The 26,818-nt window shown below is 40.4% G+C and carries 26 protein-coding genes; 10 read left to right on the forward strand and 16 right to left on the reverse strand.

Annotated elements, in window-relative coordinates:
• Nucleotides 1–734: 734 nt before the first annotated feature.
• The gene (locus MKL33_RS15985; RefSeq protein ID WP_270907331.1) at nt 735–875 is read right to left on the reverse strand and encodes a hypothetical protein; all 141 of its coding nucleotides are present in this window, start codon (nt 873–875) and stop codon (nt 735–737) included.
• Between the two features lie 165 nt (nt 876–1,040).
• Here MKL33_RS15985 and MKL33_RS15990 point away from each other — a divergent pair, with 165 nt between their 5' ends.
• Nucleotides 1,041–1,424 (forward strand): hypothetical protein, encoded by a 384-nt coding sequence (locus MKL33_RS15990; RefSeq protein ID WP_270907332.1) that lies wholly within the window; start codon nt 1,041–1,043, stop codon nt 1,422–1,424.
• Between the two features lie 535 nt (nt 1,425–1,959).
• Here MKL33_RS15990 and MKL33_RS15995 read toward each other — a convergent pair.
• From MKL33_RS15995 to MKL33_RS16010, 4 genes are all read right to left on the reverse strand, one after another.
• The gene (locus MKL33_RS15995; protein WP_005066916.1) at nt 1,960–2,382 is read right to left on the reverse strand and encodes a GFA family protein; all 423 of its coding nucleotides are present in this window, start codon (nt 2,380–2,382) and stop codon (nt 1,960–1,962) included.
• A gap of 8 nt (nt 2,383–2,390) precedes the next feature.
• The gene (locus MKL33_RS16000; protein WP_270907333.1) at nt 2,391–3,218 is read right to left on the reverse strand and encodes an SAM-dependent methyltransferase; all 828 of its coding nucleotides are present in this window, start codon (nt 3,216–3,218) and stop codon (nt 2,391–2,393) included.
• A gap of 4 nt (nt 3,219–3,222) precedes the next feature.
• Nucleotides 3,223–4,521, reverse strand: a complete 1,299-nt coding sequence (locus MKL33_RS16005; RefSeq protein ID WP_005066911.1) for an FAD-dependent oxidoreductase — start codon at nt 4,519–4,521, stop codon at nt 3,223–3,225.
• Nucleotides 4,522–4,961: 440 nt separating this feature from the next.
• Nucleotides 4,962–5,834: a pirin family protein gene (locus MKL33_RS16010; RefSeq protein ID WP_130173077.1), complete on the reverse strand. Its 873-nt coding sequence runs from the start codon at nt 5,832–5,834 to the stop codon at nt 4,962–4,964.
• 277 nt (nt 5,835–6,111) lie between these two features.
• On the opposite strand from MKL33_RS16010, the gene ycaC reads away from it, so the two are divergent.
• Nucleotides 6,112–6,738, forward strand: a complete 627-nt coding sequence (gene ycaC / locus MKL33_RS16015) for an isochorismate family cysteine hydrolase YcaC (protein ID WP_000046156.1) — start codon at nt 6,112–6,114, stop codon at nt 6,736–6,738.
• A gap of 20 nt (nt 6,739–6,758) precedes the next feature.
• Nucleotides 6,759–7,733 carry a LysR substrate-binding domain-containing protein gene (locus MKL33_RS16020; protein ID WP_270907334.1) on the forward strand — a complete coding sequence of 325 codons (975 nt, stop codon included), beginning with the start codon at nt 6,759–6,761 and terminating at the stop codon, nt 7,731–7,733.
• A 104-nt stretch (nt 7,734–7,837) separates the two neighbouring features.
• Here MKL33_RS16020 and MKL33_RS16025 read toward each other — a convergent pair whose 3' ends face one another.
• Nucleotides 7,838–9,286, reverse strand: coding sequence for an NAD-dependent succinate-semialdehyde dehydrogenase (locus MKL33_RS16025; protein ID WP_270907335.1), 1,449 nt, complete (start codon nt 9,284–9,286; stop codon nt 7,838–7,840).
• Nucleotides 9,283–10,575 carry a 4-aminobutyrate--2-oxoglutarate transaminase gene (gene gabT / locus MKL33_RS16030; protein ID WP_270907336.1) on the reverse strand — a complete coding sequence of 431 codons (1,293 nt, stop codon included), beginning with the start codon at nt 10,573–10,575 and terminating at the stop codon, nt 9,283–9,285. The genes MKL33_RS16025 and gabT overlap by 4 nt, the downstream gene beginning before the upstream one ends.
• Nucleotides 10,576–10,731: 156 nt before the next feature.
• Between gabT and pdxR the strand changes: the two genes are divergently transcribed.
• Nucleotides 10,732–12,231: a MocR-like pyridoxine biosynthesis transcription factor PdxR gene (pdxR, locus tag MKL33_RS16035; protein WP_025469774.1), complete on the forward strand. Its 1,500-nt coding sequence runs from the start codon at nt 10,732–10,734 to the stop codon at nt 12,229–12,231.
• Nucleotides 12,232–12,297: 66 nt separating this feature from the next.
• Here pdxR and MKL33_RS16040 read toward each other — a convergent pair whose 3' ends face one another.
• Nucleotides 12,298–13,740, reverse strand: a complete 1,443-nt coding sequence (locus tag MKL33_RS16040) for an amino acid permease (protein ID WP_002117418.1) — start codon at nt 13,738–13,740, stop codon at nt 12,298–12,300.
• A gap of 305 nt (nt 13,741–14,045) precedes the next feature.
• Nucleotides 14,046–14,594 (reverse strand): helix-turn-helix domain-containing protein, encoded by a 549-nt coding sequence (locus MKL33_RS16045; protein WP_002117406.1) that lies wholly within the window; start codon nt 14,592–14,594, stop codon nt 14,046–14,048.
• 68 nt (nt 14,595–14,662) lie between these two features.
• Between MKL33_RS16045 and MKL33_RS16050 the strand changes: the two genes are divergently transcribed.
• Both MKL33_RS16050 and MKL33_RS16055 read left to right on the forward strand, forming a co-directional pair.
• Nucleotides 14,663–15,358, forward strand: coding sequence for an AzlC family ABC transporter permease (locus MKL33_RS16050; protein WP_005078600.1), 696 nt, complete (start codon nt 14,663–14,665; stop codon nt 15,356–15,358).
• Nucleotides 15,355–15,678 carry an AzlD domain-containing protein gene (locus tag MKL33_RS16055; protein ID WP_002117414.1) on the forward strand — a complete coding sequence of 108 codons (324 nt, stop codon included), beginning with the start codon at nt 15,355–15,357 and terminating at the stop codon, nt 15,676–15,678. The genes MKL33_RS16050 and MKL33_RS16055 overlap by 4 nt, the downstream gene beginning before the upstream one ends.
• A gap of 40 nt (nt 15,679–15,718) precedes the next feature.
• Here the strand turns inward: MKL33_RS16055 and ssb are convergent, their stop codons facing one another.
• The 3 genes from ssb to MKL33_RS16070 form a co-directional block, all read right to left on the reverse strand.
• Complete coding sequence (ssb, locus tag MKL33_RS16060) at nt 15,719–16,306, reverse strand: single-stranded DNA-binding protein (protein WP_005804461.1); 588 nt, start codon at nt 16,304–16,306, stop codon at nt 15,719–15,721.
• Between the two features lie 51 nt (nt 16,307–16,357).
• Complete coding sequence (locus MKL33_RS16065; RefSeq protein WP_005078603.1) at nt 16,358–17,722, reverse strand: MFS transporter; 1,365 nt, start codon at nt 17,720–17,722, stop codon at nt 16,358–16,360.
• Between the two features lie 146 nt (nt 17,723–17,868).
• A complete protein-coding gene (locus MKL33_RS16070; RefSeq protein WP_005066886.1) occupies nt 17,869–18,951 on the reverse strand; it encodes a DUF475 domain-containing protein in 1,083 nt (360 codons plus the stop codon).
• A 262-nt stretch (nt 18,952–19,213) separates the two neighbouring features.
• Between MKL33_RS16070 and tenA the strand changes: the two genes are divergently transcribed.
• The 3 genes from tenA to MKL33_RS16085 all read left to right on the forward strand — a co-directional run bounded on the left by tenA (nt 19,214) and on the right by MKL33_RS16085 (nt 21,236).
• Complete coding sequence (tenA, locus tag MKL33_RS16075; protein WP_057086125.1) at nt 19,214–19,888, forward strand: thiaminase II; 675 nt, start codon at nt 19,214–19,216, stop codon at nt 19,886–19,888.
• Nucleotides 19,889–19,954: 66 nt separating this feature from the next.
• On the forward strand, nt 19,955–20,326 hold the full coding sequence (locus MKL33_RS16080; RefSeq protein ID WP_262448401.1) for a MerR family transcriptional regulator: 372 nt from the start codon (nt 19,955–19,957) through the stop codon (nt 20,324–20,326).
• A gap of 103 nt (nt 20,327–20,429) precedes the next feature.
• Complete coding sequence (locus MKL33_RS16085) at nt 20,430–21,236, forward strand: SDR family NAD(P)-dependent oxidoreductase (protein ID WP_270907337.1); 807 nt, start codon at nt 20,430–20,432, stop codon at nt 21,234–21,236.
• Nucleotides 21,237–21,278: 42 nt separating this feature from the next.
• On the opposite strand, the gene MKL33_RS16090 is transcribed toward MKL33_RS16085, so the two are convergent.
• The 4 genes from MKL33_RS16090 to MKL33_RS16105 form a co-directional block, all read right to left on the reverse strand.
• Nucleotides 21,279–21,620, reverse strand: a complete 342-nt coding sequence (locus MKL33_RS16090) for a GlpM family protein (RefSeq protein ID WP_004789991.1) — start codon at nt 21,618–21,620, stop codon at nt 21,279–21,281.
• 52 nt (nt 21,621–21,672) lie between these two features.
• On the reverse strand, nt 21,673–22,026 hold the full coding sequence (locus tag MKL33_RS16095) for a DUF1304 domain-containing protein (RefSeq protein WP_000580165.1): 354 nt from the start codon (nt 22,024–22,026) through the stop codon (nt 21,673–21,675).
• A 65-nt stretch (nt 22,027–22,091) separates the two neighbouring features.
• Nucleotides 22,092–23,069 carry a zinc-binding dehydrogenase gene (locus tag MKL33_RS16100; protein ID WP_270907338.1) on the reverse strand — a complete coding sequence of 326 codons (978 nt, stop codon included), beginning with the start codon at nt 23,067–23,069 and terminating at the stop codon, nt 22,092–22,094.
• Nucleotides 23,070–23,072: 3 nt separating this feature from the next.
• Nucleotides 23,073–23,675 (reverse strand): TetR/AcrR family transcriptional regulator, encoded by a 603-nt coding sequence (locus MKL33_RS16105; RefSeq protein ID WP_005804456.1) that lies wholly within the window; start codon nt 23,673–23,675, stop codon nt 23,073–23,075.
• A 296-nt stretch (nt 23,676–23,971) separates the two neighbouring features.
• Here MKL33_RS16105 and uvrA point away from each other — a divergent pair, with 296 nt between their 5' ends.
• On the forward strand, nt 23,972–26,803 hold the full coding sequence (gene uvrA / locus MKL33_RS16110) for an excinuclease ABC subunit UvrA (RefSeq protein ID WP_075383222.1): 2,832 nt from the start codon (nt 23,972–23,974) through the stop codon (nt 26,801–26,803).
• Nucleotides 26,804–26,818 lie beyond the last annotated feature (15 nt).

Here is a 26,818-nt window from a genome sequence, read left to right on the forward strand (position 1 = left end):
CTATTGTGTCTGTTATTCAATGTGATTGCTTGAGACTTTTGACTAACCTTGCAACTATTCATACATCACATTATCTATTTGATCAGCCTTAATTTTTCCTACATCTAAGCATCTTGCTAGTGTCTAGTCTAGTGGTGTTCACTAGCAGCGCTGTTAGCTGCAGGAAAAAAAGATGATGTAGGAGTCAGGGGGAAAATTTGAGGCTTTTGTTGTTTGTTGAGCTTTTTTTTGTTTTCTTCCACTTTATGCATTTCGTAGGTGGTGTTTTGCTTTTTTACTATTCTTCAGTTGAGGGGAGATAAAGTCTCAAGACCCTCCTATGGCAAATGAATAGGTTTAGCATACGGTACTGTCTCATTCATCTTAGAAGTTCCTTACTCCAGCCAAGGTCCACTGCGGTACTCTCTGAAAAGTGTTAGTTTTCTGCAAGTTTCTGTTTACGGTCCATCAATGGTATACCCCAAAAGATATGGTCTTGTAATGGTCTATTGGTCAGTATGCTTGTTACTTTTCTTGTACTTAGCCATCATCATTTTGCAGGAGATTTTGTCCTCCATCCACCTCCTTCCTTAACTTTCAATACCTTAGCAAAAATATAACGGTCTAATTGATTTTATTGAATTTCCCATCAACTCTTAGACTCAACTCATTGTTTTTAATATAAAAAATATAGGCGTTTGTTCGTACTTGTAATCAGTAGGTCCACAGTTCGAATCCGTGTGCCGGCACCATCATTAAACCTCATGAATATTTGATTTATGGGGTTTTTTGTTGTCTGTGGTTTTAGGCATAGTATATTCATACTGTTTTGAATGAAGGTATTTACCTAAAATTTTATTATAAACTCGAGCTTCAAAATATTTTTCTAAAACCAATTTATTGTTTTAACAGAAAAATATACGTTATTAATTTATAAAAAAATATATTTTTAAAATAAGAAATATGAAAAAGATAGCATTATAATGCGCCACCAAATAAGGTCATATAAATAAGACCTATTTTATAAACTTTAATTCATTAAGATACCAATACGGAGAAGTATGAAACTTCGTTTTATTTTACCTGCTTTATTTCTAGCATTCCCTTTAACAACATATGCTCAAGAAACTACATCTCAACCTCAAATTCAAACTACTGCAAATCCACCTATTTGCTTAATTGAGGGTACTCCTTCAGCAGAGCACTATAAATCTATTAAACGTATTAAAGCCGCGAAAGGAACCTTTGGTGGTTTTGAAGAAGTAAAACCTAAATTAGCTACCGTTGCCCGTAAATATGGTGCAGATGTGGTAATTAATTATCACCAAAGCCAAAGATTTGGCTTCTGGCCTTGGCGTATTGTTCGCCCAGTACTCACAGGTACTGCTGTGAAATGGAATACACCTTTTAACTGTGCTGCCTTAGGCGGTAAAGAAATTCGTTAATAAGAAATGAAAAAAGCCCAGCATCCTGTTGGGCTTTTTTCGTATTTCGTTACTAGGTACACTTCCTGTAATACCTCACGTCCTGATGCTTAAACTTATTATTGTTGTTTTACGTTTCGGAACTTCCTGTTCCTGATGAGTTCATCATAGGCAATTCATCACGTCATAAAAAGACGCCAATTTCCCGAATGTATGTACGAAAAAGCGTACATGGTTCTTTTAAATTTAAAACTTGATTTACTATCATTGAAATAAAAATATGAATTTATAAACAAGTTCTGTTCGTCAATTAAATAAGAAAACGATATAATGAGTTTATTACTTTATTTCTAGAATAAATTTAAAAACAACAATGAACGAGATGTTTACTTTGCCATCAAATCTTTTTCAACCTTTAGTGACCATACTTACATGCCTTATTTTCATTGTAAGTAAAATGCCTCAGCTAAAATTTAGAAAAACCATATTATTTTTCGCCATTGTCAGCTTTACTTTAATCTGTACTTTGGCAATATTTGGCTTCTTTAATTAAGCCTTATTTCTTGCTCTTCTCTATCATTTTTTCAAAGTGTTTAAGGTTTGGGTTCAGGGTATCCCATGCATAGGCTTGGCTCACAAACACCTCTGCTCTAGGCTGATAGAGACTCGGGTCATCAAGCGTACCTGCACGTATTGAAATCATTTCAGGTGCAATTTCAGGTAAGCCAAAAAGCTGAGAACCACACGTCGGGCAGAATGCTCTTTTAATAGCTCGACCAGAAGATCCCAAAGTCTCAAAATATTTCAGCTCACCACTTACTTTCAATTCAGACTGGTGAAAAAAAGCGATTGGTGCATATGCTGAACCTGTTGCCTTTTGGCAATCTCGGCAATGGCAATTAAAGCTATAACGTGGCTCTGCTTCACTTTGGTAGCTCACAGCTCCACATAAACACGATCCTTGATATTTGGCTGACATAGCTCATCCTATTTTTTTATTGCTGTGATTTGAATATAACGTACATATCCATTTTGGTAGAGTTGTTGGCATAACTTTGCAGTCATTTGAATTTTAAAATTTGCCAATCCTCGGCTTTGCTTTTGTCCTTGTTGATTTTGAATATATTTCGAAAAACCGAGTAACACTTGCTCAGATAAATCTTCAATTTGAATATCGACAAAACCTTGTTGTTCCAAGGTAGCTCTGAGCATTTTTTCATTTGGCACAGTATCCCAAGCGACATTTGCTGCTTTGAGTAAATAACGATGCTTTTGTTCTTGTAGAGTGGTCATGTTTTGACATGAATCGGCACGCATTAGGTAGTGAAAACCTAATCGTCCTTTTGAATTTAAAACTGGAGCGATGGAATCTAGAAATGAATTTAAATTGCTGTGATAAGCGGCATCAATACACATCACCACATCGAAGTATTGTTTAAATTCAAATTGTTTTAAATTTAAAAATGAACCGCAAAAAATCTGGCTTATTTCGGGAATAAGCTTTTGAATTTTATGAACACATTGGGTTTGCAATTCAACTGCACTGAGGCTTTTAGGCTGATAATGCTGTAACCAGTGCAACAAACTTGCGCCCTGTCCGCAGCCTAAATCTAAGAGATGATCTTTTGAATTTAAATTGACAGCTTGTGCCAAATGGTCAGCCAATTGGCAACAAGCTTCACGGTAGTTTTGAGTATTTTTCCAAAAACCCAAATTTGTCCAAGCAAGCTCTTGATCATCCCCTAAGCTTGATGCATCAATTGCATATTTATGAGGAATGAATCGAGAGAGAGCTGCTCGAACTTTTGTTTTCACAATTTTAGTAGCCGAGTTCTGGGGCAACTTCCACCTTAGGTTTTAAGCCTACAAATGGTAAAGGTGCACCTAAAATTTCAGCAATATGCATGGCAGAAGTCACTGCTGACTCTAAAATTGGCAAGCCATCACACGACCATGAACCACAGTAGAATACTTTACGGCTTGGGTCTAAATGACGTTGTTGCAATTCTTTGTTTAAAGCAACCGTTTGTGAGTCTACAACTGCACGCGTTAAAGTCACTTTTGAAATAACTTTTTTAGGGTCAATATCAACCACTGGACGCCAAGTTTGGAATACAGGATTTTTACCCACGAGTGTTGGCTCAACCGCATTCATCCAAACTGTAAACTGCTGACGCGTAAACTTACGGTCCATCATGTAGCTCAGAACTGACCAGTCCTTACGGCGTGGTGGCATGACGGTCGCATCGGTATGAATGACAAGATCGCCTTGCTCAAAGCGGAATTGCTTAAGCAGGTTCATATCTTCTGCAAACTGTTCAGGATTTAAAAACTCATCGATTTTAGAGGTTGGCGTTGCAACAATCACTCGATCAAATAAGTTCTGTTCACCTTGGCTGTTTTCAACCAGTACTTTTTCGCCTTGTTGCTCAACTTTCTTAATTGCCGATCCGCTATGGATATCGATACCTTTAATCAAGCTATCTACAAATGCTGGTGTGCCACCTTTCATGCGCAACAACATGTCGCCATCAGTTAAGTGACGTAAAAACTCAAGTAAGTTTTTTGCAGGCCAATCGCCAATTGTTTTTGGATTACATGTACAGATTGTGTAGAGCACCGGCATGACCACCCCATGCCAGAATACTTCTTCAATATCGTTCTGATTAATAAATTCAGCGAGGGTAATATCTTGATTTTTAGATTTGAAAAACTGGTGAATCGCAGTTTTTAATTGCAACATCCCTTTCACAAGACGCCAGCCATATTGCTGGATGCCTTTACGGTTATTAATAATCGGGAAATTACCAATACGGCTACGAGAAGTCGTTAACCATGTTTCCGTACGATCTTCGAATAACCAGCTACAAGACATATAAGTACGAACTGGGAAAGTTTTAATGCCTAAATGAGCAGCAAGGCTAAGTGTATTTTTCCATAAGTGAGGATTCATCACACGTAGCGGTGCATCAATAATTCCACCATCGAACTCAATGCTATGGCTATCCATTCCCCGGCCAGGAAGTGCTTCAAATATCGTGATCGTATGCCCTGCATCTTTCAGAATTCTTGCTGCCGCAAGCCCTGCCATTCCACTGCCAATAATTGCGATATTCAAAATGATGTCCCATTTTTCGAGAATTTTTTTGATTATCACTCATACCCTAAAAAAACACCGTATTAAAAACTACCAGATTTTTATTTTTTGCATCAATTTATATAGAAAAAATTTAACAGATCCGCCCAAAAGTTTTTCATAAAATTTTACAAAAGAGGATGAGTGTATAAAAATCTATATTTTTTAAAAATTTAAAAAAAATCTTTTAAATAAAATAAGATAATTTAACTATTTTTATATCATTTGTTTTACAAGAATCTTTTTTTAATATATTATTAACTCATAATAATGAGAAGCAAATCACATAAAACAATGCCGCAACAACAATGAAAACCATCATAAAAACAGAATCTTTACAGCGAAAAAGCCCGCTATTCACACTTGATAGCGGGCTTTTTATTACTTTGTTTTTAGAGGTTATTCAAATGCAATTCGGCAATTTATGCTTCTTGCATGATTGAACCGAATTTTCCACGATTAAAATCATTAATCGCTTCCATAATCTCAGCTTTGGTATTCATTACGAATGGACCATAACCTTCGATTGGTTCATTGAGTGGTTGTCCAGTCAACACTAAGAATTTAGTGTCTTCTTCTGCATTTAAACTAAACTCAACGCCCTCACGAGACAAAATCGCAACGGTTTTACCTTCAAGACGATTTGCATCATTAACAACAACCGCGCCATCTAATATCACAACAAGCGTGGTGTGACCTTCAGGTACATAGAGGGTATGTTTTTGGCCTTTAACCAATTTACCGTCCCATACATTTAATGGACTAAATGTAGTTGCAGCACCTTTTGCATCTGCATATTCACCTGCAATCACACGTAAATGACTACCGTGCTCGTCTAGTGCAATGTCTGGAATATCTTTCGCTTCAATCGCTTGGTATTTTCCAGGCGTCATTTTTGAATGAGCAGGTAAATTTACCCACAATTGCACCATTTCAAACAGACCACCATGCTCTGCAAATTCAGGAGAATGGAATTCTTCATGCAACACGCCTGCGCCCGCAGTCATCCACTGTACATCACCAGTTTTAATGGTTCCGCCGCCGCCGCTTGAATCTTTATGAGTCACCTCACCTTGGTAGGCGATGGTCACTGTTTCAAAGCCACGGTGAGGATGCGAACCTACGCCTTGCTGTTCAGTCGTTGGCGAGAATGTATAAGGCGCTGCATAATCGAGTAGCAAAAATGGGCTTAGGGTTTGGCCTAAACGGTCATAAGAGAATAGGTTATATACAGGGAAACCATCACCCACCCAATGCATGTGGTTATTTTGATATGCACCAAGAAATTTCTTCATATGATCTCTCCTATATATGTAGGATTTTCTTGAACTGGTATTGATTTTACGCCTCAATAATTGCAGTTTATAGATCAGGATTAGCAACACATTATTTCATCTATGAGACAATCATAGAATTTAATGTGCTCTTTTTAAGATCGTCCTATTTTTAAAATTCTTAATCCTATTTTTTAGACTTAATCACGACATAAAACTCAACTAGCATAATTTTAGGCAATAACGACCTACTCAATAATTTTTGATTATTTATTTTGATAACACGAGGACATAAAAAATGGCTCAAGATTACGTGCGTTTAGACAAGGATAATGCTGCGGTTCTTTTAGTTGACCACCAAGCAGGTTTGCTTTCTTTAGTTCGAGATATCGATCCAGATAAATTTAAAAACAACGTACTTGCTGTTGCGAATGCAGCAAAATACTTCAACCTTCCAACGATTTTGACAACCAGTTTTGAAACTGGTCCAAACGGTCCTTTAGTTCCTGAGTTAAAAGAGATTCATCCAGATGCGCCGTTCATCCCTCGTCCAGGCCAAATCAATGCATGGGACAATGAAGACTTCGTAAAAGCGGTTAAAGCGACAGGTAAAAAACAACTAATTATTGCAGGTGTGGTAACTGAGGTTTGTGTGGCATTCCCAGCTTTATCTGCACTCGCAGAAGGCTTTGAAGTATTTGTGATTACTGATGCTTCTGGTACTTTCAACGAATTAACACGTGATGCTGCTTGGGACCGTATGTCAAAAGCAGGTGCTCAGCTTATGACGTGGTTTGGTATGGCATGTGAATTACACCGTGACTGGCGTAACGACATCGAAGGTTTGGGTACATTGTTCTCAAATCACATTCCTGACTACCGTAACCTGATTTCAAGCTACAATCACAACACTAGCCAAAAATAAGTTCAATTGCCAAGATTAGAGTGCTTAAGCGCTCTAATCTTAAATTTAAATGGATTGATCGGACATTGATAAGTTCTTTTGATGATTTTTATTATTTCTATTTAGTCGTAAAACACGGCGGCTTTAGTGCAGCTAGTGAAGCCGAAAATATTAGTAAATCTAAGCTCAGCCGACGCATTATTGACCTTGAAAATAAATGTAATGTCAGCCTGATTCAAAGGACAACACGTCATTTTAAGGTGACCGATTTAGGCCAAGAGTTTTATGAGGAATGCTGCAAGATTATTACTCAAGTTGAATGTGCAGAAAACGTGTTATTAAAGCAAAAAAGTGAGCCTCAAGGATTGGTCAAAGTAAGTTGCCCACCTCTGATGATGCATTTTCAAATTAGAAAAATTTTAAATCAGTTTTTAAAAACCTACCCCAAAGTTGAGATCGCACTCGAGCTAACAAGCCGTCGAGTAGATATTTTGCATGATGATATCGACCTCGCGATTCGTACCAATTTTGAACCCAATGAAGATTCGAATTTAATTGTTCGTGATGTGATTAAAACCGATCATTGTTTGGTGGCTTCGCCTGAATTACTTCAAGGTCGGATCATTGAAAATTATTCAGAATTACAGGACTTTCCAAGTATTAGCTTAGGTACGCAAAAGCAAAATCCTATTTGGCATTTATGCAATATTCGTAACGGCGAATCGGTTGATGTGCCCTATCAACCAAGAATCAAAAGTAATGATTTGGCTGGTGTGTATTATGCCGTGATGGATGGCTTAGGCATTGCCGACCTTCCTTTTTTAACCGTCGAATCTGAAATTCGTAAAGGTACGCTTATCCATATTCTTCCTGACTGGAAGTCGAATATTGGTACGCTGCAATTGGTTTATGTTTCGAGAAAAGGCCAACGTCTTGTGGTTGAAAAACTTATTGAAACGCTGATTGATGAACTCAGGCGTTTGCCTGAAAGTCGTGATGGCTATCTATCGACTTAAAATAAAAAACCGGTCATGAATGGGCATGACCGGTTTTTTGTGAAACATCACATACAGCATAACTGTATGTTTTCGTTCAGAACAAAACGAACTCGCTTTATTCCTTACTCAGATAAGTCTACGCAGAGATATTTCATTTCGACATATTCTTCGATGCCGAATTTTGAACCTTCACGACCTAGACCTGACTGTTTTACGCCACCAAACGGAGCAACTTCATTTGAAATCGCGCCCGTGTTAATGCCGACCATACCGTACTCAAGTGCCTCCCCTACTCGCCATTGACGAGCTGTGCTTTGAGTAAACAAATAAGCAGCTAAACCAAACTCGGTATCGTTCGCCATTGCCACTGCTTCATCTTCAGTTTTAAAGCGGAACAATGGGGCAAGCGGACCAAAAGTTTCTTCTTTAGACACTTTCATGTCTTGCGTTACGCCAGTTAACACAGTCGGTTCAAAGAATGTGCCACCAAGTGCCGAGCGTTGACCACCAATACGAACTGTCGCACCTTTCTCAGTAGCATCAGCAATATGAGACTGCACTTTAGCAATCGCATCTTCATCAATTAAAGGCCCTTGAGTTGAACCTTCTTGACGGCCATCGCCAACTTTAAGCTTAGACACAGCTTCAACCAAACGCTCTGCCAACGCATCGTAAATGCCATCTTGAACATAAATACGGTTAGCACACACACAGGTTTGACCGCTGTTACGATATTTACTTGCCATGATGCCCTGAACGGCTTGTTCAAGGTTGGCATCATCAAATACCACAACTGGTGCATTACCACCGAGTTCAAGTGAAAGTTTTTTAATGGTTGGCGCACATTGCTGCATCAAGATACGACCCACTTGGGTTGAACCTGTGAAGCTTAACTTACGAACAATATCACTTTCACATAGGGTTTTACCCACTTCAACCGCATCACCACTAATGTTAATTAAAACATCAGCTGGTAAACCTGCCTGTAATGCCAATACTTCAAGCGCATAAGCGGTTAACGGCGTTTGCTCTGCTGGTTTAACCAACATTGAACAACCCGCAGCAATCGCTGGACCTGCTTTACGCGTAATCATGGCAGCAGGAAAGTTCCACGGCGTAATTGCAGCAGTAACACCAATCGCTTGTTTAATCACGAGCAAACGTTGGTTTGGCAAGGTCGGTGTTAATACTTCACCATCAACACGGCGTGCTTGCTCGGCAAACCAGCGAATGAATGATGCTGCATAACCAATTTCACCACGTGCTTCTGCCAAGGGCTTACCTTGCTCAGCTGTTAAAATCTGAGCCAGATTTTCTTTGTGCTCAAGCATGAGGTTGTACCATGCCAATAACACATCAGCACGAGCCAAGGCAGTTTGCTTTTTCCAAGCAGTCTGCGCTTTTGCTGAACGATTAATTGCGGCTTCAACCCCTGCACGGCCATAGGTTTTTACCCATGCCAAAGTTTCACCCGTAGCAGCATCATTAACCTTGATATAATCATTTGAAGCAGGTGCTTCTAATGAAATATCAGGATGTTTTAATAAATACTGCAAATTATTTTGAATCATGCAGATTGCTCCATTGCTTTTGCACTACCTGCTTTTAGTGTCGCAAAACCTTGTTTCAAGATATCAAGACCTTGACGGAATTGCTCAGCAGGAATGGTTAATGGATATAAGAAACGAATTACATTACCGTATTTACCACAAGTAAGAAGTAACAACCCGTTTTCCATTGCATAGTTTTGTACAACTTTTGCTTGTTCAGCCGTTTCAAGCTCTACTGCAACCATTGAACCTAATGCACGAATATCAGTTACGATGTCACCTGTTGCTTGTTGAATATCTTTAAGTGCAACAACCAGCTCTGCACCTAATTCATTTGCACGGTCGCATAAGTTTTCTTCTTCAATCGCATCAATCACCGCGTGCGCAGCTGCAACCGCAATCGGGCTACCTGCGTAAGTACCGCCTAGTCCACCTGGGTTTGGTGCATCCATCACTTCTGCACGGCCAACAACACCTGAAATTGGGAAGCCGCCGCCCAAGCTTTTCGCCATAGTGATGAGGTCTGCTTTAGTCTCGTAATAGTTCATTGCAAACAATTTACCAGTACGGGCAAAACCTGATTGTACTTCGTCAGCAACCAATAAAATGCCGTGCTTGTCACAAATTGAACGTAAACGTTTTAAGAACTCAGCTGGCACAACATTGAAACCGCCTTCACCTTGTACTGGCTCAAGCACAATTGCAGCAACATCATGTGGTGCAATATCTTCACTGAAAATATCTTCAACGCTTTCAATTGCCGCGTCTACTGAAATACCTTTAGCAGGCACTGGGTAACGTGCATGGAAAACACCCGCTGGCATTACGCCGAAATCACGTTTGTAAGGAGCCGTTTTACCTGTCATTGCCATCGTCATAAATGAACGACCGTGGAAACCGTTACCGAAAGTGATAATGCCGTGACGACCTGTATAAGAACGAGCAATCTTCACCGCATTTTCAACTGCTTCTGCACCTGTAGTGAAAAAAGCAGACTTTGCAGGACCAGCAATTGGCGCGCGTTCATTAATACGTTCAGCTAAAGCCACATAGCTTTCATATGGTGTTACTTGATAGGCAGTATGCGTAAATTTAGTGAGTTGCTCAGTCACCGCTGCAATGACTTTAGGGTGGCGATGGCCTGTGTTTAAAACAGCAATACCACCAGCAAAGTCGATAAATTGGTTGCCTTCCTTGTCCCAAAGCGTAGCATTTTCAGCTTTTTCCGCATACCACTGGCACATCACGCCTACACCACGTGGAGTTGCTTGCTGTTTACGTGCGTTAAGTGCAGAATGTTGATTATCCATTTGATTCCCTCATATTTTCATCATCAGTTGCAGCTTTGGTTTCTTGCATCCTGTGCTTAATTTTCAGGGTGCTTTACAACGACTGCCTATGCATGTAATTTCGCTCGTCTGATGCCAACTGACGAGAGCCACTTTTTAACTGTAGGAGAGAGCCAATTGCGTAGTTTACTTGGAGATCATTTGCTGCAACGACTCCAACAGGACACTGAAGGGAAACTACATCAACGCCTTTTCCGTTGCCTGCGTGGTGCCATTATTGATGGAGTCATCCAGCCCAAGACTCGTCTACCTGCGTCACGCGACTTAGCCAGTGAAATTCATGTTTCAAGAAATACGGTGCTTAGTGCCTATGAACAACTACAAGCTGAAGGCTATTTAGAAGCACGGACAGGACATGGCACATGGGTTGCCGAAAAATTACCAGAGAGTTTTTTAAATACACAAAACAAGAAAAAAGTAGTTTCAAGCCCGAAAGTTCAAAACTCTTATGCCCTCTCACAGCGTGGCTCGAACTTATTAGGCTATGCCGCAGCATCGCCGCATCAATGGGGAGCTTTTGTGCCGGGAGCACCAGATGTGACTGAGTTTCCGCATCATATTTTTAGTCGTATTCAAGCACGCTTGAGCCGCGAACCCGACATTAATCGCCTGATTTATAGCAATGCTGGTGGCTGTATTGAGCTTCGAAGTGCATTGGCAGATTACTTACGTGTTGCGCGTTCAGTCCAGTGCGATGCAGACCAGATTATTATTACCGAAGGCATCCACCAAGCGATCGACTTAGTCTCGCGTGCGCTCAGTGATATGGGAGATAAAATCTGGATTGAAGATCCTGCTTATTGGGGAATGCGTAATACGTTACGTATAAATGGTCTCGATATTCAACCGATGCCTGTCGATGCTGAAGGTATTATTCCTGAGGAAAATCCAGCAAAGCCGCCTAAACTCATTTTTGTCACACCTTCACACCAATATCCGCTTGGCTCTCATTTAAGCCTAAACCGCCGACGTAAATTGATTGAGATTGCCCGTCAGCACAATAGCTGGATTGTCGAAGATGACTATGACAGTGAGTTCCGTTTCTCGGGTCAGCCTTATCCATCTTTACAAGGTTTAGAAAATGATGCGCCTGTGCTGTACATGGGCACGTTTAGTAAAACTATTTATCCATCATTAAGAATTGGTTATTTAGTCGTACCTAAGCCGTTATTCTCGCCATTACGCATTGTGGCAGCCGAGCTTTATCGTGGTGGGCACTTGCTTGAGCAAAAAGCCCTAGCTGAATTTATTCGTGAAGGCCATTATGAAGCACATATTCGCCGTATGCGCCTACTTTATGGCAAGCGCCGCGACTACTTGGTGAGCTTAATTCAACGTTATCTTGGTCCCGAATTTATTCATGAATATGATGAAGCGGCAGGATTACATCTGGTTTTAAAACTACCAAACTCTTGCGATGATGTCGCCATTGCAGCCACAGCACTTGAACGTGGTGTTAAAGTTCGCCCTCTTTCACAATACTACATGCAGTCGCATGCACATGCCGAACGTGGACTGCTCATGGGCTTTGCCTGTGTAAATGAAAAAGATATGGTGATGGCTTTTGGGGTCTTGCTTCAATGCTTACGTGAAGCAGGCGTACCTACGCTGAATTAACTATTCTCTCGTATCAAAACAAACAAAAAAAGAGCCTCACAGTGAGGCTCTTTTCTATTTAAAAATTTAAACTAACTTTTCTTCATGACTATGAGTTAAATGGGTCGCTCTACGATCTTTACCCCAACCTAGCTTTTCAGACAGCAAACCGAAGAACACAATAATGCCGAACAGCGCTGTGGTGTAAATCACTTCTTTAAAATAGGTGCCTTCAATCAACATGGTAAGAATTGCACCAATAATTGCAAAGATCACCACATAAGTTAGATAAGGGAACATCCACATTTTAAAGTCAATTTTCACGCCTTCAGCCTCTAACTTTTTACGCATACGAAGCTGAGAATAAGCAATAGTCAGGTAAACATACAGTGTTGCTGCACCTGTTGTTAACATGAAAAAGTCATAAACATTCATACTCTCGGTTGCAGTTAAAACTACGGCAATCACAGAGAAGAAGCATGACACAATCACGCCTACCCAAGGACTACTTTTACTGTTTACAGAGCCAAAACTTTTCGGTGCATCACCACGTTTAGCTAAAGAGAACAACATACGTGAACACGTATAAAGAGCTGAGTTAAAGCAACTACATACTGAGGTTAGAACCACGAAGTTTACGATATGGCGCGCGCCAGGAATGCCTAGTGCAGACAACGTTACGCTATAGGTTCCCCAAGTTGAATCTTTCAAAAGTTCATTGTTGTGGGGAATCAAACATACCGCAACGAACATTGAACCAACGTAGAATAAAATAATTCGCCAAACCACCGAGTTTGATGCTTTACGAATTTCTTTCGATGGATTTGCCGACTCTGCTGCCGCTACCGTAACAATTTCAGCACCAATGTAGGCAAACATGACTCCAAGCAAAGCTGTGATAACGGATGAGCCGCCATTTGGCATAAAGCCTTGAGAAGTTAAATTACTAATACCAGAAGCAGCTGGATTACCCCAAGGCCACAAATGCATGATGGCTAAACTACCAATCACAAGGAAAATAACAATCGCGATGACTTTGATGAGGGCGAACCAAAACTCAAATTCACCATAGTTTTTCACGTTTTGTAAATTAACGACAACCAGTGCACCAATCACTACGACCATATAGACCCAGATCGGTATAAACGGGAACCAATTGTTTAGAATTTTACCTGCCACATAAGCTTCCCACCCCATGAGCATGGCCAGTGTACACCAGTACAACCAGCCAATTGAGAAACCTGCCCAACGGCCAATCGCACGGTCAGCATAAGTTGAAAAAGAGCCACTATCAGGGTTTAAAACGGCCATCTCGCCTAACATACGCATGATGAACCAAACGAGTAGACCACCTAAAGCGTAAGTCAAGAAAACTACAGGTCCAGTATTGTAAATAATACTGCCTGAGCCCACGAATAGAGAACCACCAATAACCCCTGCAATCGAGATCATCGTTAAGTGGCGTGATTTGAGTCCATGTTTTAAACTTTGGGAGTGATTGGCTTCAGAACCATTTTGATGAGCTGCCATATCATTTTCCTTAATATATGGAGGATATCGGCTAGTCTCGGAAATCCTCCGAAGCCAAAAAATATCCCCTAAAAATTTAGCCGTTCTGCCCAATTCCTAAAACAGAAAATTCACTGAGCTTATCCGGCGCTTCCGTATGCATACTTCCAATAGCTTTAATTTGTCGTTTCGGCACTCAAGAAACGAGAGCCATTTTTGGAATAAAAGAGAGAGCCAATTGCAAAATTTATACGCAAAATTGGCCCTTTTTGTAGGGGATGCTGGTAAATGGCTTTTAGTTTTTATTTTAATCAGATTGAATTTCTTTAGTTTTGTTCAGAAATTAATAATGCTTTTGTACCAGTTTCTAATGCTCTAAATATATGTTTCTGGTCAGCTGGATAACAAATATAGTCTCCAACTCCAAGCTCAACAGCTTCATCAATTAAGCCCACTAAAGCTTTACCTTCAACCACAATAATATGCTCCACAGAACCAACTGGATGCGGCTCTGAAAGACGGTCTTCGCCCGGCTCAACAATCAGTAAATACACATCTCGACGGGCATGTGGCGGACAAGTCGCTAACAAAATTGCTTTGTAATTGGCAATCTCAGAGCTCACTGTTGGCCCATCACCACAGCGAATCACTTGTACCTGATTACTCGGTTCTTCCATCAACCTTGCAAATGGAATATTTAGTGCAACACAAAGTGCCCATAAGGTTTCAATGCTAGGGTTACCTTGCCCTGCCTCTAATTGTGACAATGTAGATTTAGCAACACCTGCACGACGAGCAACCTCTGCCAACGAAAGCCCTGCTCTTTGACGTTCACGCGTTAAACCTTTGGCAATAATTTCAATTGGCTGAGACATTCACCACATCCGTTCTATAAAAAAAACGATCGTTCGTTTTGACAAAACGATCAGACTTATTCATTATAATGGAAAATCGTTCGTTATATCATGCTATGTCCACATACTCTTTGATTAAAAAACTAAGTAAAGACACTACCCGCTCGATTTTCTTTGTATGTCTAGCGACGAGTGTCGTTGGTATGTCTTTAGGTTCACTCGCTGCAAGTTATGGCTTAGCGCTCTGGATCCCGCTTTGTCTATCCGTGTTTGTGCTCGCAGGAACTGCTGAATTTATTTTTATTGGTTTCTTGGCTGTAGGTGGTAGCCCAATTGCAGCTGCGATTGCAGGACTACTCGTCAATTTAAGACATCTACCTTTTGGTATTGCGGTCAATGAACTAATCCGTGGCAAATATTCTCGATATTTCGGGGCTCATATCATGAACGATGAAAGCGTTTTGTTTGGTATGGCACAGCCCGATTTTGAAACAAAAAAGGCTGCTTACTGGTTATGTGGTATATGCATTATGCTCAGTTGGCCACTGGGTGTAACGACGGGTTATTTCATTGGAAGTGCTATTCCAGACCCAAAAACATTCGGCTTAGATGCCATTTTCCCCGCGATTTTAATTGCACTTACTTTTAATGCTTTAAAGAATAAAACCACTCGAAAAGCTGCATTTGCCGGATCAACTTTAGCGCTGATCACCACGCCCTTTTTGGCCTCAGGGCTTCCAATTCTGATTTCACTTTTTGGCTTGATATTTGGTAGAAAGAAATGAGTCAACAATTACTAATTATTTTAGGTATAGGCTTGCTAGCACTTGGAACGTATGGGATTCGTTTCGCTGGTTTTCATTTGGGTGCCAAGTTCTCTTTTTCTGAAAAATACCAAGTTTTACTCTCAAACGGTGCGACTGTTTTGCTCTGTGCGATTGCAGTGACGACAACATTTTTTGAAGGTCAACATTTTGCGGGATTCGCGCGTATATTTGGTGTTGGCTTAGCACTGTTCTTGGTTTGGAAAAAAGTACCGCTTTTATTGGTGATTTGCTTGGCAGCTGCCGGCACGGCACTTATACGTTTGCTTGGAATTGAGTAATAAAAAAGGCGAGATAAACTCGCCTTTTTTGAAACTTTGATTAGAATGGTAAATCGTCGTCTAAATCAGCTGGTGCAGAAGCTGGTTGTTGCGGAGCTTTAGGCGCAAAACCACCCGCTTGAGGGTTGCTTCCACCATTACCGAAACCACCTTGGCTACCATAACCACCGCTGTTTTGGCCGTAGCCGCCACCTTGGTTGTTATTGTTTTGATAACCATTACCACCTTGTTGAGGTGCGTTAAAACGTGGTTGGTTAAAATCATTACCACCAGCGAAACCTTGTTCACCTTGTTGACGAGCATCTAACATTTGCATCTGGTCGCCACGGATTTCTGTAGTGTAACGCTCTTGGCCATTTTGGTCTGTCCACTGACGTGTACGTAGTGAACCTTCAATATAAACCTTAGAACCTTTACGCAAGAACTGCTGAGCAATTTCCCCTAAACGGTTATGCAAAACAATACGGTGCCATTCTGTTTGTTCTTTACGTTCACCAGTATTTTTATCAGTCCAAGCTTCACTTGTCGCGATTGAAAATTGGGTCAACGAGCCCCCATTTGGAAAAGTTTTTGTTTCAGGATCACGACCCAAAGTACCAACCAAAATAACCTTATTTACACCACGCATTAGCTGTCTTCATCCTATACATTTCTATGTTTTACTTTATAAGAGTTATGCTTAAATGGCTACCTCTTTACCGAACAACTGCGTTAAATCACGTCGCGCAGCATCATCTAGAGACTGTTTATCGACTTTAATATAAGCAACTTGCTGGTCAGGCATCACCACAACTTCTTCGATACCACGAATTGCCAATAGCTGTGTGGTCCACTCATTCACCTGTTGCACTTGCGGCAATGGCAACACAATCGATGACAAATACCGCGGCTGAGCTAAACCAAAACTAATTAGCAACCATATTATAGCAATCCCTGCTAAGACACTCCATCCAATCGCAGTATTATGTAACATCAATAATTGACCACCTAGCGTGCCACCAAAAAAAGCGCCTAAAAACTGACTACTGGCATTTACACCCATAGCCGTTGCTTTTGACTGAATTGGAGCAGACTTCGACAACCAAGAAGGCAATAAAGCCTCCATCACATTAAATGCAATAAAGAAAATACCTAGACCTGCAAGTAATACATATTTGGATTGATAACCAAATATGAGCAGCAGCAAACCTGCAATAATCCCTGTAATTGCTGTTAAGAAAATCCCGCGCATTTTGCGATATTTTTCAGCAATGATGATGCTTGGAAATGCAAAGAACAGGCTAATGACTAACAGCGGCAAATACACCAAACCATGGCTCGCCAAAGGAATATGCGCAAACTCGATGAGCTGTGAAGGCACATAAATAAACATGGCTGTCAGCAATAAATGCAATGCAAAAACCGAAACGTGTAAACGGTTTAAATCACCCATTTGAATGACTTGCTTAAGCTGTGCCATGTAGCCTTGCTGATAATTACGATGATGGCGAGTGACTTTAGGTACAAGCAATAACATCGCAATCGCAATCAAGCCCATAATGGTCGTGACAAAGAATAAGCCCGAAATACCGACGAGGCTTGTGAGCCAAGGCCCAAGGCTAAAAGCCACCACAAAAGACAGGCCAATACTCATGCCCATAGCAGCCATGGCTTTAGTACGCTGCTCTTCGCGCGTCACATCGGCTAAAAGCGCCATGACTACAGCTGAAACTGCACCAGCACCAGCGATAGCACGGCCAATAATTACACCATAAATGGTGTCGGATAAACCTGCAATTGCCCCACCAATCGCAAACAGTAATAGACCAAATACCACAAGCGGTTTACGGCTAAAACGGTCTGCCAATAAGCTAAATGGAATTTGCAAAATCGCCTGGCTTAAGCCGTAGACACCTACAGCCAAACCAATGAGTGCTGGAGTCGCATATTGATATGACTGTCCAACTACAGAAAAGACAGGAATAATCATGAACAAGCCCAACATGCGTAGTGCGAAAATACTACTTAAGGCAAAAGTTGAGCGACGTTCCAAAGCATTCATCATATCAATACACGTTATCAAACTAGGTAAATTATAAGCCGATTCGTTTCTAAAAATACGGAACACCTTATTTAAAATAACGATTTGGGCTTAAAAAAATAAAGAGGCATTTAGCCTCTTCATTCTATCGAACTTTACTGAAAATTAGCTTAAGGCGACTGTTGCTCGCGCTTTGAATATTGAATTGAAGCAATAACCGCCCAAACAATAAACGCTACACCAATTAAACCAGTAACAACTTCTGGTACATGTACGCCTGTACCACTTGCAATCATAATGAATGCTAAAGCACCAATCGCATAATGCGCACCATGTTCTAAGAACACATAAGCATCTAGCGTACCTTTTTCTACAAGATAAACTGTCATTGAACGGACAAAAATAGCACCGATTGCAAGACCTAGCATAATCACAACAACGTCGCTAGTAATTGCAAAAGCACCTATCACACCATCAAAACTGAACGATGCATCTAATACTTCAAGATATAAGAAACCACCTATACCTGCTTTAACTACGCCAGAAGCAGCGCCTGATCCATCTTTCATAATAGCATTGCCATCTTCGTCAATTTCAGGCTCACCACCTAACATATGACTTAATACTTCAACGCCAATATAAACCACAATGCCCCAAATACCAGCCATAGTCACCACAAGACGCTGCGACTCATCAACATTTGCTGCCATAATTAACATCGCAATTAGAGCAATAAAGACAGACATTGCTGGTACGCTTGCTAAACTAGAAAGTTTAGCTTCAAGCCATCTGAACCAATGGGTTTCTTTTTCTTCATCAAAGAAGAAGTTTAAGAATACCAGTAATAGGAATGTTCCACCAAAAGCCGAAATTTCAGCGTGATGTGCCATTAAACGTTCAGAATAGGTTTTCGGATCATTGAGTGCCAATTTAGCTACTTCAATCATTCCCATATCCGCAGTCACGGCAACAATCGCCACCGGGAAAATTAAACGCATACCAAAAACGGCGATTAAAATACCTACCGTTAAAAAGAGCATTTTCCAGAACGGATCCCAGTTACGTAGAACCGATGCATTTACGACAGCATTGTCAAAAGATAAAGAGACCTCCATTACAGCTAAAATGGCCGTAATTGTTAAAGCTTTAAGCATGGTAGACACGCCCGCTTCAGGTCCATGGGTAAAACCCCAATACGCGGATAGTGCTAAACACACCACCGTAAAAAATATCGAAAATCGGAAATGCTTCATGGATCAGACCTATACCAAGAATAAATTTAATCTTTCTTAAAAACCGTCGCTATTATATCGATAATTAACCACAAAACGATGTTGTTTTGTGCCGTTATTCCCGTTACTTTATCTCTCTGTTTAATAAAGAAATTTATAATATTTAATTAACTCATTAATCGCATTAAATATTTTCTTTCGATATATCTATCATTATTATTTTTGTATTTTAAAATTGATTTAAAATCTGGTTCAGCTGTCTTAATTTAAATGGAATGTTTTTATGCTTTTTTCTCAAGAACTTTGGCAACGTAATTTAAATTTATATCAGAAAATTCTAGACCTGCCTTTTAATCAGGAACTTGCTAACGGTACTTTAGATAAAGAAGCTTTTTGTCATTATGTTATTCAAGATGCTCAATATTTAGTGGCCTATGGTCGTGTGCTTGCTGTTGCAGCAGCAAAGGCCTTTGAGGCTGACGATATTATGCAATTTTCAGATGCAGCTAAAATTGCGATTGTGGTGGAGCGTAGTTTGCATGATGACTTCATGAAAAACTTTGGAGTAACCAAAGAAGAATTTAAAAATACACCATTAACTTTGGCAGGCCACCACTACACTTCATTTTTAACAGCAACTGCTTGGTCTGAAAGCTACCCCGTTGTACTTGCTGCGCTTTTACCTTGCTTCTGGATTTATGCCGAAGTTGGCAAAGATATTGTAAATAAATCAATTCCGAATAACCCTTACCAAGCATGGATTGATACCTATGCAGGTGAAGAGTTCCATACAGCTGTTCGTAATGTGATTGCGACGGTAGATAAAGTTGCCGCACGTTGTGATGCCGACACTTTAGAAAAAATGCATGCCGCTTACACCATGGGTGCAAAACTTGAATGGTTATTTTGGGACAGTGCCTACCACCAAAGACAATGGTTAGGTTTAGATCAGATTTAAAACTTCAAAAGAATCGGTCAGTGCACTTAATAGCCTGATCGATTTTCAATAAAATACGAGACAGATATGTATATCGGCGAATTAGCGGCTTTGACTGGTGCCACTCCTAAAGCCATTCGGCATTATGAGAAATTAGGCTTACTGCCAGTCGCAAAAAGAAAAGGCAATTATCGTATTTATGAAGAGATTGATGTTCAATCGGTTAAGATGATTCGCCTTGCACAAGCTGTTGGATTTAGCCTTTCCGAGCTTTATGACCTGTCAGCTTTAAAATATAAAAATAATCGTTTTCCTGTAGAAATTGCACAGCAGCTTATTCAGAAAAAGAACCAACAAATTATTGAGCAGAAAGAAGATTTAAGCCGTTTGCAAAAAGATTTAAAACAACTAGAAGATGAGATTATTCAAACTTATATTACCAATAAGATTTCTGCTTAAAACAGTTTATTAAAATTTGAAAATAGCTTTCAAAATGAGTGCTTGACTCTGCCCTTAGGGACAAGGTTTATGGTAATAGCTTCTTTTATTACGGACCAATAAAATGAGCACTCACCTTTCTTCATTTAAAAATTCAACAGCATTAATTACAGGCGCATCTTCAGGAATAGGCAAAGCCTATGCTCAAGAACTTGCGTCTTTAGGAATTCATCTCATTTTAACGGCACGCTCTGAGCAGAAACTGACTGATTTAGCCGATGAACTTAAAAAAAAATATAACGTGAATGTTGAGGTGATCGTCTTAGATTTAGCTCAACCCAATTCAGCTCAAAACTTATTTGATGAAGTGCAAGCTAGAAAATTATCGGTAGAGATTTTAATTAATAACGCAGGATTTGGTAAATGGACTAAATTTCTAGATCAATCTGTATCTATTTATCAAGAAATGATTACGCTAAATATCAGTAGTGTAACGTCTTTATGTTATTTATTTTTGCCCCACATGCTTGCGAACAAAAAAGGCATCATGATTAATATTTCATCTACAGGTGCGTTTCAACCTCTGCCTTATATTGCTGTGTATGGGGCAACTAAATCTTATGTATTGCAATTTACTGAGGCTCTTGCAGGAGAATACGGCTCTTCAGGAGTTAAATTTCTGGCGGTTTGTCCGGGCAATACCCAAACCAATTTTACTCAGGTCGCAAATGCCGATACGAGTGGTATGAAAAGCTCTACAGTTGAGGACGTTGTGTCTGCAACGGTTAAAGCATTAGATAAGAATAAATCAACGGTTGTGGTGGGATGTAGAAATTATTTAACGTCTCAATTACCCCGAATTCTTTCTCGCCAAAAGATGATTAATTTAGTTGAAGGTATGCTCAAAACCCGTGTTGTTGAGCATTCATAAAAATAGTTCAATTTAAAAGATTAAGGGATTTCTCTTAATCTTTTAATGCTGAAATAACTGCCAGCCATAAATCAAACCTGCCGCAGCCACGACCCAACATAGAGTTGCTAATCCTAGACAAGACCACATCGACATGCGTGTTGCCAGCACATAAACAGCAACTAAATAAATGGCATAGGGAATAAGTGACCATAGACCAAACAGAGCCGTTTTTTGTAATGCCTCCGCCCCTTTTTGCTGATAAACAATCACATGAGCAATTAAAGCAAAGGTAGGAAAAAGTGGGACTAAACCTGCAATATAAAATGCCTTACTTTTCGATAAAATCGAAATAATGAGGACAACCCCAGCCCCCAACATACATTTTAAAAATAACGCCCACATGCGCTGATCCTATCTGGTTATTTCCATTTCAAAACGCTGTATTTTGCGCTTTTTAAAGAAAATTAACAGCGACTAAAGCAATCAATGCTGGAACTGCCTGAATATAAATAATCTTTTTACTGGCAGTCAGACCACCATAGATACCTGCAATGAGTACACAGCCTAAAAAGAAGTTGGCAATTGATGTCGCAAACGGTGCATCAGCCAATAAAGACCAGAATAAACCCGCCGCTAAAAAGCCATTATAAAGACCTTGGTTCTGTGCCATGACTTTAGTGAGTTTTGCTTTTTCGGCATTATTTCCAAAGGCTTTCATGCCATAAGGCTTGTCCCACAAAAACATTTCTAACACTAAAATATAGACATGTAATATTGCGATAAGTGCAATTAAAATTTGTCCGATCATACAATTTTCCTTTTTATTTTAAAGATATGAAAAAAGATCAGTCTCTCGACTGATCTTTTAATGTGTTACGGTTTTAACAACACTTTGCCTTGACGAGCACCTTGCGTTGCTCTTTGAGCGGCAGTTTTAATCTCATCAAAACTAAATACACCTTCTACAGGAAGGATTAATTTTTTCTGAGTTGCTAACGTTAATAACTCAACAATGAGTTCTTTTTTACGTTCGGCAGGCATTTCTTTGTTAACTACATTCGCCCAGAAACCTTTTACTGTCGCTTGTTTAAAAATCAAATCACCCGATGAAATCTGCATGGTTTCGCCAGTCATACTACCGAACGAAACGAGCAAGCTATTTTCACTGAGTAAATTCAGCATTTCACCACTTGCACTTCCTCCAATCGAGTCCACACCAGCAATAAGAGGTTGGTCGCCGTGAATCTGTTTAACTTGCTCTTTCCAGTTAGGCTGATCAGTCGCAACAACATGCTGAATACCTAATGCTTGCATCTCTGCAATCGCATCAGTACGACGAACTAAATTAATTACAGGTAAGCCACGTGCCTGTGCAATCATCGCAACTGTTTTACCGACTGCACCATTTGCCGTGTTTTGAATGAGCCATTGACCTGGTTGAACATTTACAAAGTCGAGTAGCATGAGAGCACTAATTGGCATACCAATCAGTTGTGCTGCTGTTTCATCATCAATTTCATTATTGAGTGGAATAATCCCATGAGCAGGCGCAATAAAGTATTCAGCCCAACTGCCATGCACAGCCGCAACTGCAATACGCTGCCCTACTTGTAGATGAGTGACCCCATCGCCCAACGCATCAACAATACCAACGGCTTCACTACCACCAATTGCAGGTAAGGTCGGCTTGTAGCCATAGCTTCCACGTACTGTCCATACATCATGATTATGAATTGGAGACATGATGGTTTTAATACGCACTTCGCCTGCTTTTGGTTCTGGCTTTGGCATATCCGCCTGCTCTAAAACGTCTACAGGTTCGCCAAAATTACCATGGATAATACTTCGCATGCTTTATTCCTCTATCGGTTTTATGAGTTGTTGGGTCGTTTCTAAAGCTAGATGTAGATGTGCTTTGTCTTGCGACAATTTTGTGAGTAAAGCAGCACCTAACCATAACTGATACATGACTTGCGCAGTTTTTAAAGGCTCAATATGTTTTGGAATTGATCCTTCTTGTTGCCCTTCTTTGAGTAGCAAAGCCAAACGTTGCGTTAGTTTGTGCACGCCATCATTGAGAATTTGACGCATGTCTTCTGACAAGTCAGAAACCTCTGCCGCCAACTTCACAATCAGACAGTTTTCAGCCCAACTACCGTTTACAGGATCATCAATCCATGCCTGCCATAAGGCCATTAAACGAGCATGGGCACTTTGCTCACTGCGTTGCCAAAGTTGTTCCATACGAACTTTATAATCAGCCATATATTGCTCGAGCAATGCACAGCCAAATGCCTCTTTCGAAGCAAAGTAGTGATAGAACGAACCTTTGGGTACGTCACAAGCCTTTAAGATTTCTTGCAAACCAACACCGACAAAACCTTTACGTAGTACCAGCTCAAAGCTCGTATCTAAAATGTGTTGTCGCGTGGTTTCACTTTTATTTAATCGTTTCATGCACACATCATAAACAACTATTAGACCAGTCGTCTAGTAAAGTTATGTTGCTGGTTAAAATTTGCTTAGAGTAGAAATCTGAAGTAAGGAATGTTAAAAATACAATCTGCTTATTTAAACAAATTTTGTCGATTGTCGTTTAACCGTCACAATTTGTCGCTTTAAATCATTTTGTACCACTTGAACAATTTTAAATCGTTATCATATATAGGGTCTGTTGTTTATAACCAGTCACACCTCTCTGCGACTGAGCAATCAGCACCTAAATTTTCATCAATATATAATTGAGATGTTTTATGAGCCAAAGTCATATCCGTATTCGAGGCGCACGTACCCATAATTTAAAAAATGTGTCTCTCGATATTCCACGCGACAAATTTGTGGTAATTACGGGGTTATCAGGTTCAGGAAAATCTTCTCTTGCCTTCGATACCCTGTACGCCGAAGGACAACGCCGTTACGTCGAATCACTTTCAGCGTATGCCCGTCAGTTTTTATCGCAAATGGAAAAGCCTGAAGTCGACTCGATTGAAGGTTTATCACCAGCGATTGCCATTGAGCAAAAATCTACCAGTCATAACCCACGTTCAACGGTTGGTACGATTACCGAAATTTATGACTATTTGCGTTTGCTTTATGCACGTGTCGGTACACCATATTGCCCAGAACATGATTTGCCGATGGTCGCGCAAACTGTTTCTGAAATGGTCGATGCGGTAAAAACGCTTGAAGAAGGCACAGCACTCATGTTGCTTGCCCCAGTGGTTCGTGAACGTAAAGGTGAATACAGTAACTTGTTCGAACAACTACAAGGCCAAGGTTTTGTTCGTGCCCGTGTGGATGGCGAAATCATTGATATTGATACACCACCAGAACTCGACAAAAAGAAAAAACATACCATTGAAGTCGTTGTTGACCGCTTCAAAGTACGTGAAGACTTAGGTAACCGTATTGCAGAATCATTTGAAACCGCACTACGTTTAGGTGGCGATATTGCAGTTTTATCATGGATGAATGACGAACATCCTGATCGTGTTTTTTCTGCAAAGCACTCATGTCCTGAATGTGATCGCGCTGTTGCAGAGCTTGAGCCACGTTTGTTTTCATTTAACAACCCATTTGGTGCCTGCCCTGTTTGTGATGGTTTAGGTACACGCAGTCATTTTAGTTCTGAAAAGCTCATTCCAAATCCTGACCTTGCGATTAGTGAAGGTGCAATCCGTGGTTGGGATCGTCAGCGTCCATATTATTATTCGATGCTGCAAAAAGTTGCCGACCATTTCGGTTTTCAACTTGATACACCTTGGAACCAGCTAGATAAAGACACTCAAAAGAAATTCTTACAAGGTACGGGCAAAGAAAAAGTTGATTTAAGCTATATCGACGAACGTGGCCGTAAACACACTCGCGTGCAACCATTTGAAGGAATTTTGCCGCACCTTGAACGTCGTTACCGTGAAACTGAAAGTAACTATGTACGAGATGATTTAGCTCAATACCTTTCTAATGCAGCATGTGATGCATGTGATGGTTCACGTCTTAATGAAATTTCACGTCATGTTCGTGTGAAAGACAAAACCATTGCTGACATTACTCGTATGTCGATTGGTGATGCTGAAAGTTACTACCAAGGTTTAAATCTTGAAGGAGCTAAAGGCGAAATCGCAGATAAAATCTTTAAAGAGATTCGAGAGCGTTTACATTTCTTGGTGAGTGTGGGACTTAACTATTTAAGTCTAGCTCGCTCTGCCGAAACCCTATCTGGTGGTGAAGCACAGCGTATCCGTTTAGCTTCGCAGATTGGTGCAGGTTTAATGGGCGTAATGTATGTGCTCGATGAACCATCAATTGGTCTACATCAACGCGATAACGATCGTTTATTACAAACTCTGATTCGCTTACGTGATTTAGGCAACACGGTATTAGTCGTTGAACACGATGAAGATGCAATCCGTGCTGCTGACCATATTATTGATATCGGTCCTGGTGCTGGTGTACACGGCGGTGTGATTATTGCTGAAGGCACGTATGATGAATTGGCTAAACATGCTGATTCTCTTACAGGACAGTATCTTTCTGGCAAACTCAAAATTGAAGTGCCAAAAAAACGTACTGAATCACCACGTCCAGATGAAGTTATCAAACTTTCAGGTGCAGCAGGTCATAACTTAAAAAATGTCGATTTAACAATTCCGCTCGGCATTATGACTTGTGTGACTGGCGTTTCAGGTTCAGGTAAGTCAACCCTGATTAACCGTACTTTGCTTCCATTAGCAGCTACACAGCTCAATGGTGCAACGACCTTAACAGCTGAAAAGTTTGACTCGATTGATGGGCTTCAACATCTAGATAAAGTTGTTGATATTGACCAAAGCCCAATTGGACGTACACCACGCTCTAATCCCGCAACGTACACAGGTCTATTTACACCAATCCGTGAGTTATTTGCACAAACACCAGAGGCAAAAGCCCGCGGTTATAGTGCTGGTCGTTTCTCTTTTAACGTAAAAGGCGGACGCTGTGAAGCCTGTGAAGGCGACGGCATGATCAAAGTCGCAATGCACTTCTTACCAGACATGTATGTTCCATGCGATGCGTGTCATGGTAAACGTTATAACCGTGAAACGCTTGAAGTTGGCTATAAAGGCAAAAATATTTCTGATGTTTTAGAAATGACTGTTGAAGATGCTGCTGAGTTCTTTAGTGCCATTCCAGTCATCCACCGCCGCTTAGAAACCTTAACTCAGGTGGGCTTAGGCTATATTCGTTTAGGTCAAGCTGCTACCACTCTCTCTGGTGGTGAGGCACAACGTGTAAAACTCGCACGTGAGTTAGCAAAACGAGATACGGGTAAAACTTTATATATCTTGGATGAACCAACAACAGGTCTACATTTCCATGATATTGCCAAGTTACTCGATATTTTGCATGAGCTACGTAACAAGGGTAATACCATTGTGGTAATTGAACATAACCTTGATGTGATTAAAACAGCCGACTGGGTTGTGGACTTAGGCCCTGAAGGTGGCTCAGGCGGTGGTATGATCATTGCCGAAGGTACACCTGAACAAGTAGCTGAGGTTGAGATTTCCCACACAGGTCGTTTCTTAAAACCGATGTTGAAATAAAGTTTAATTAAACTA

It is taken from the genome of Acinetobacter sp. AOR43_HL (assembly GCF_027854635.1).
Lineage (GTDB): Bacteria > Pseudomonadota > Gammaproteobacteria > Pseudomonadales > Moraxellaceae > Acinetobacter > Acinetobacter pittii.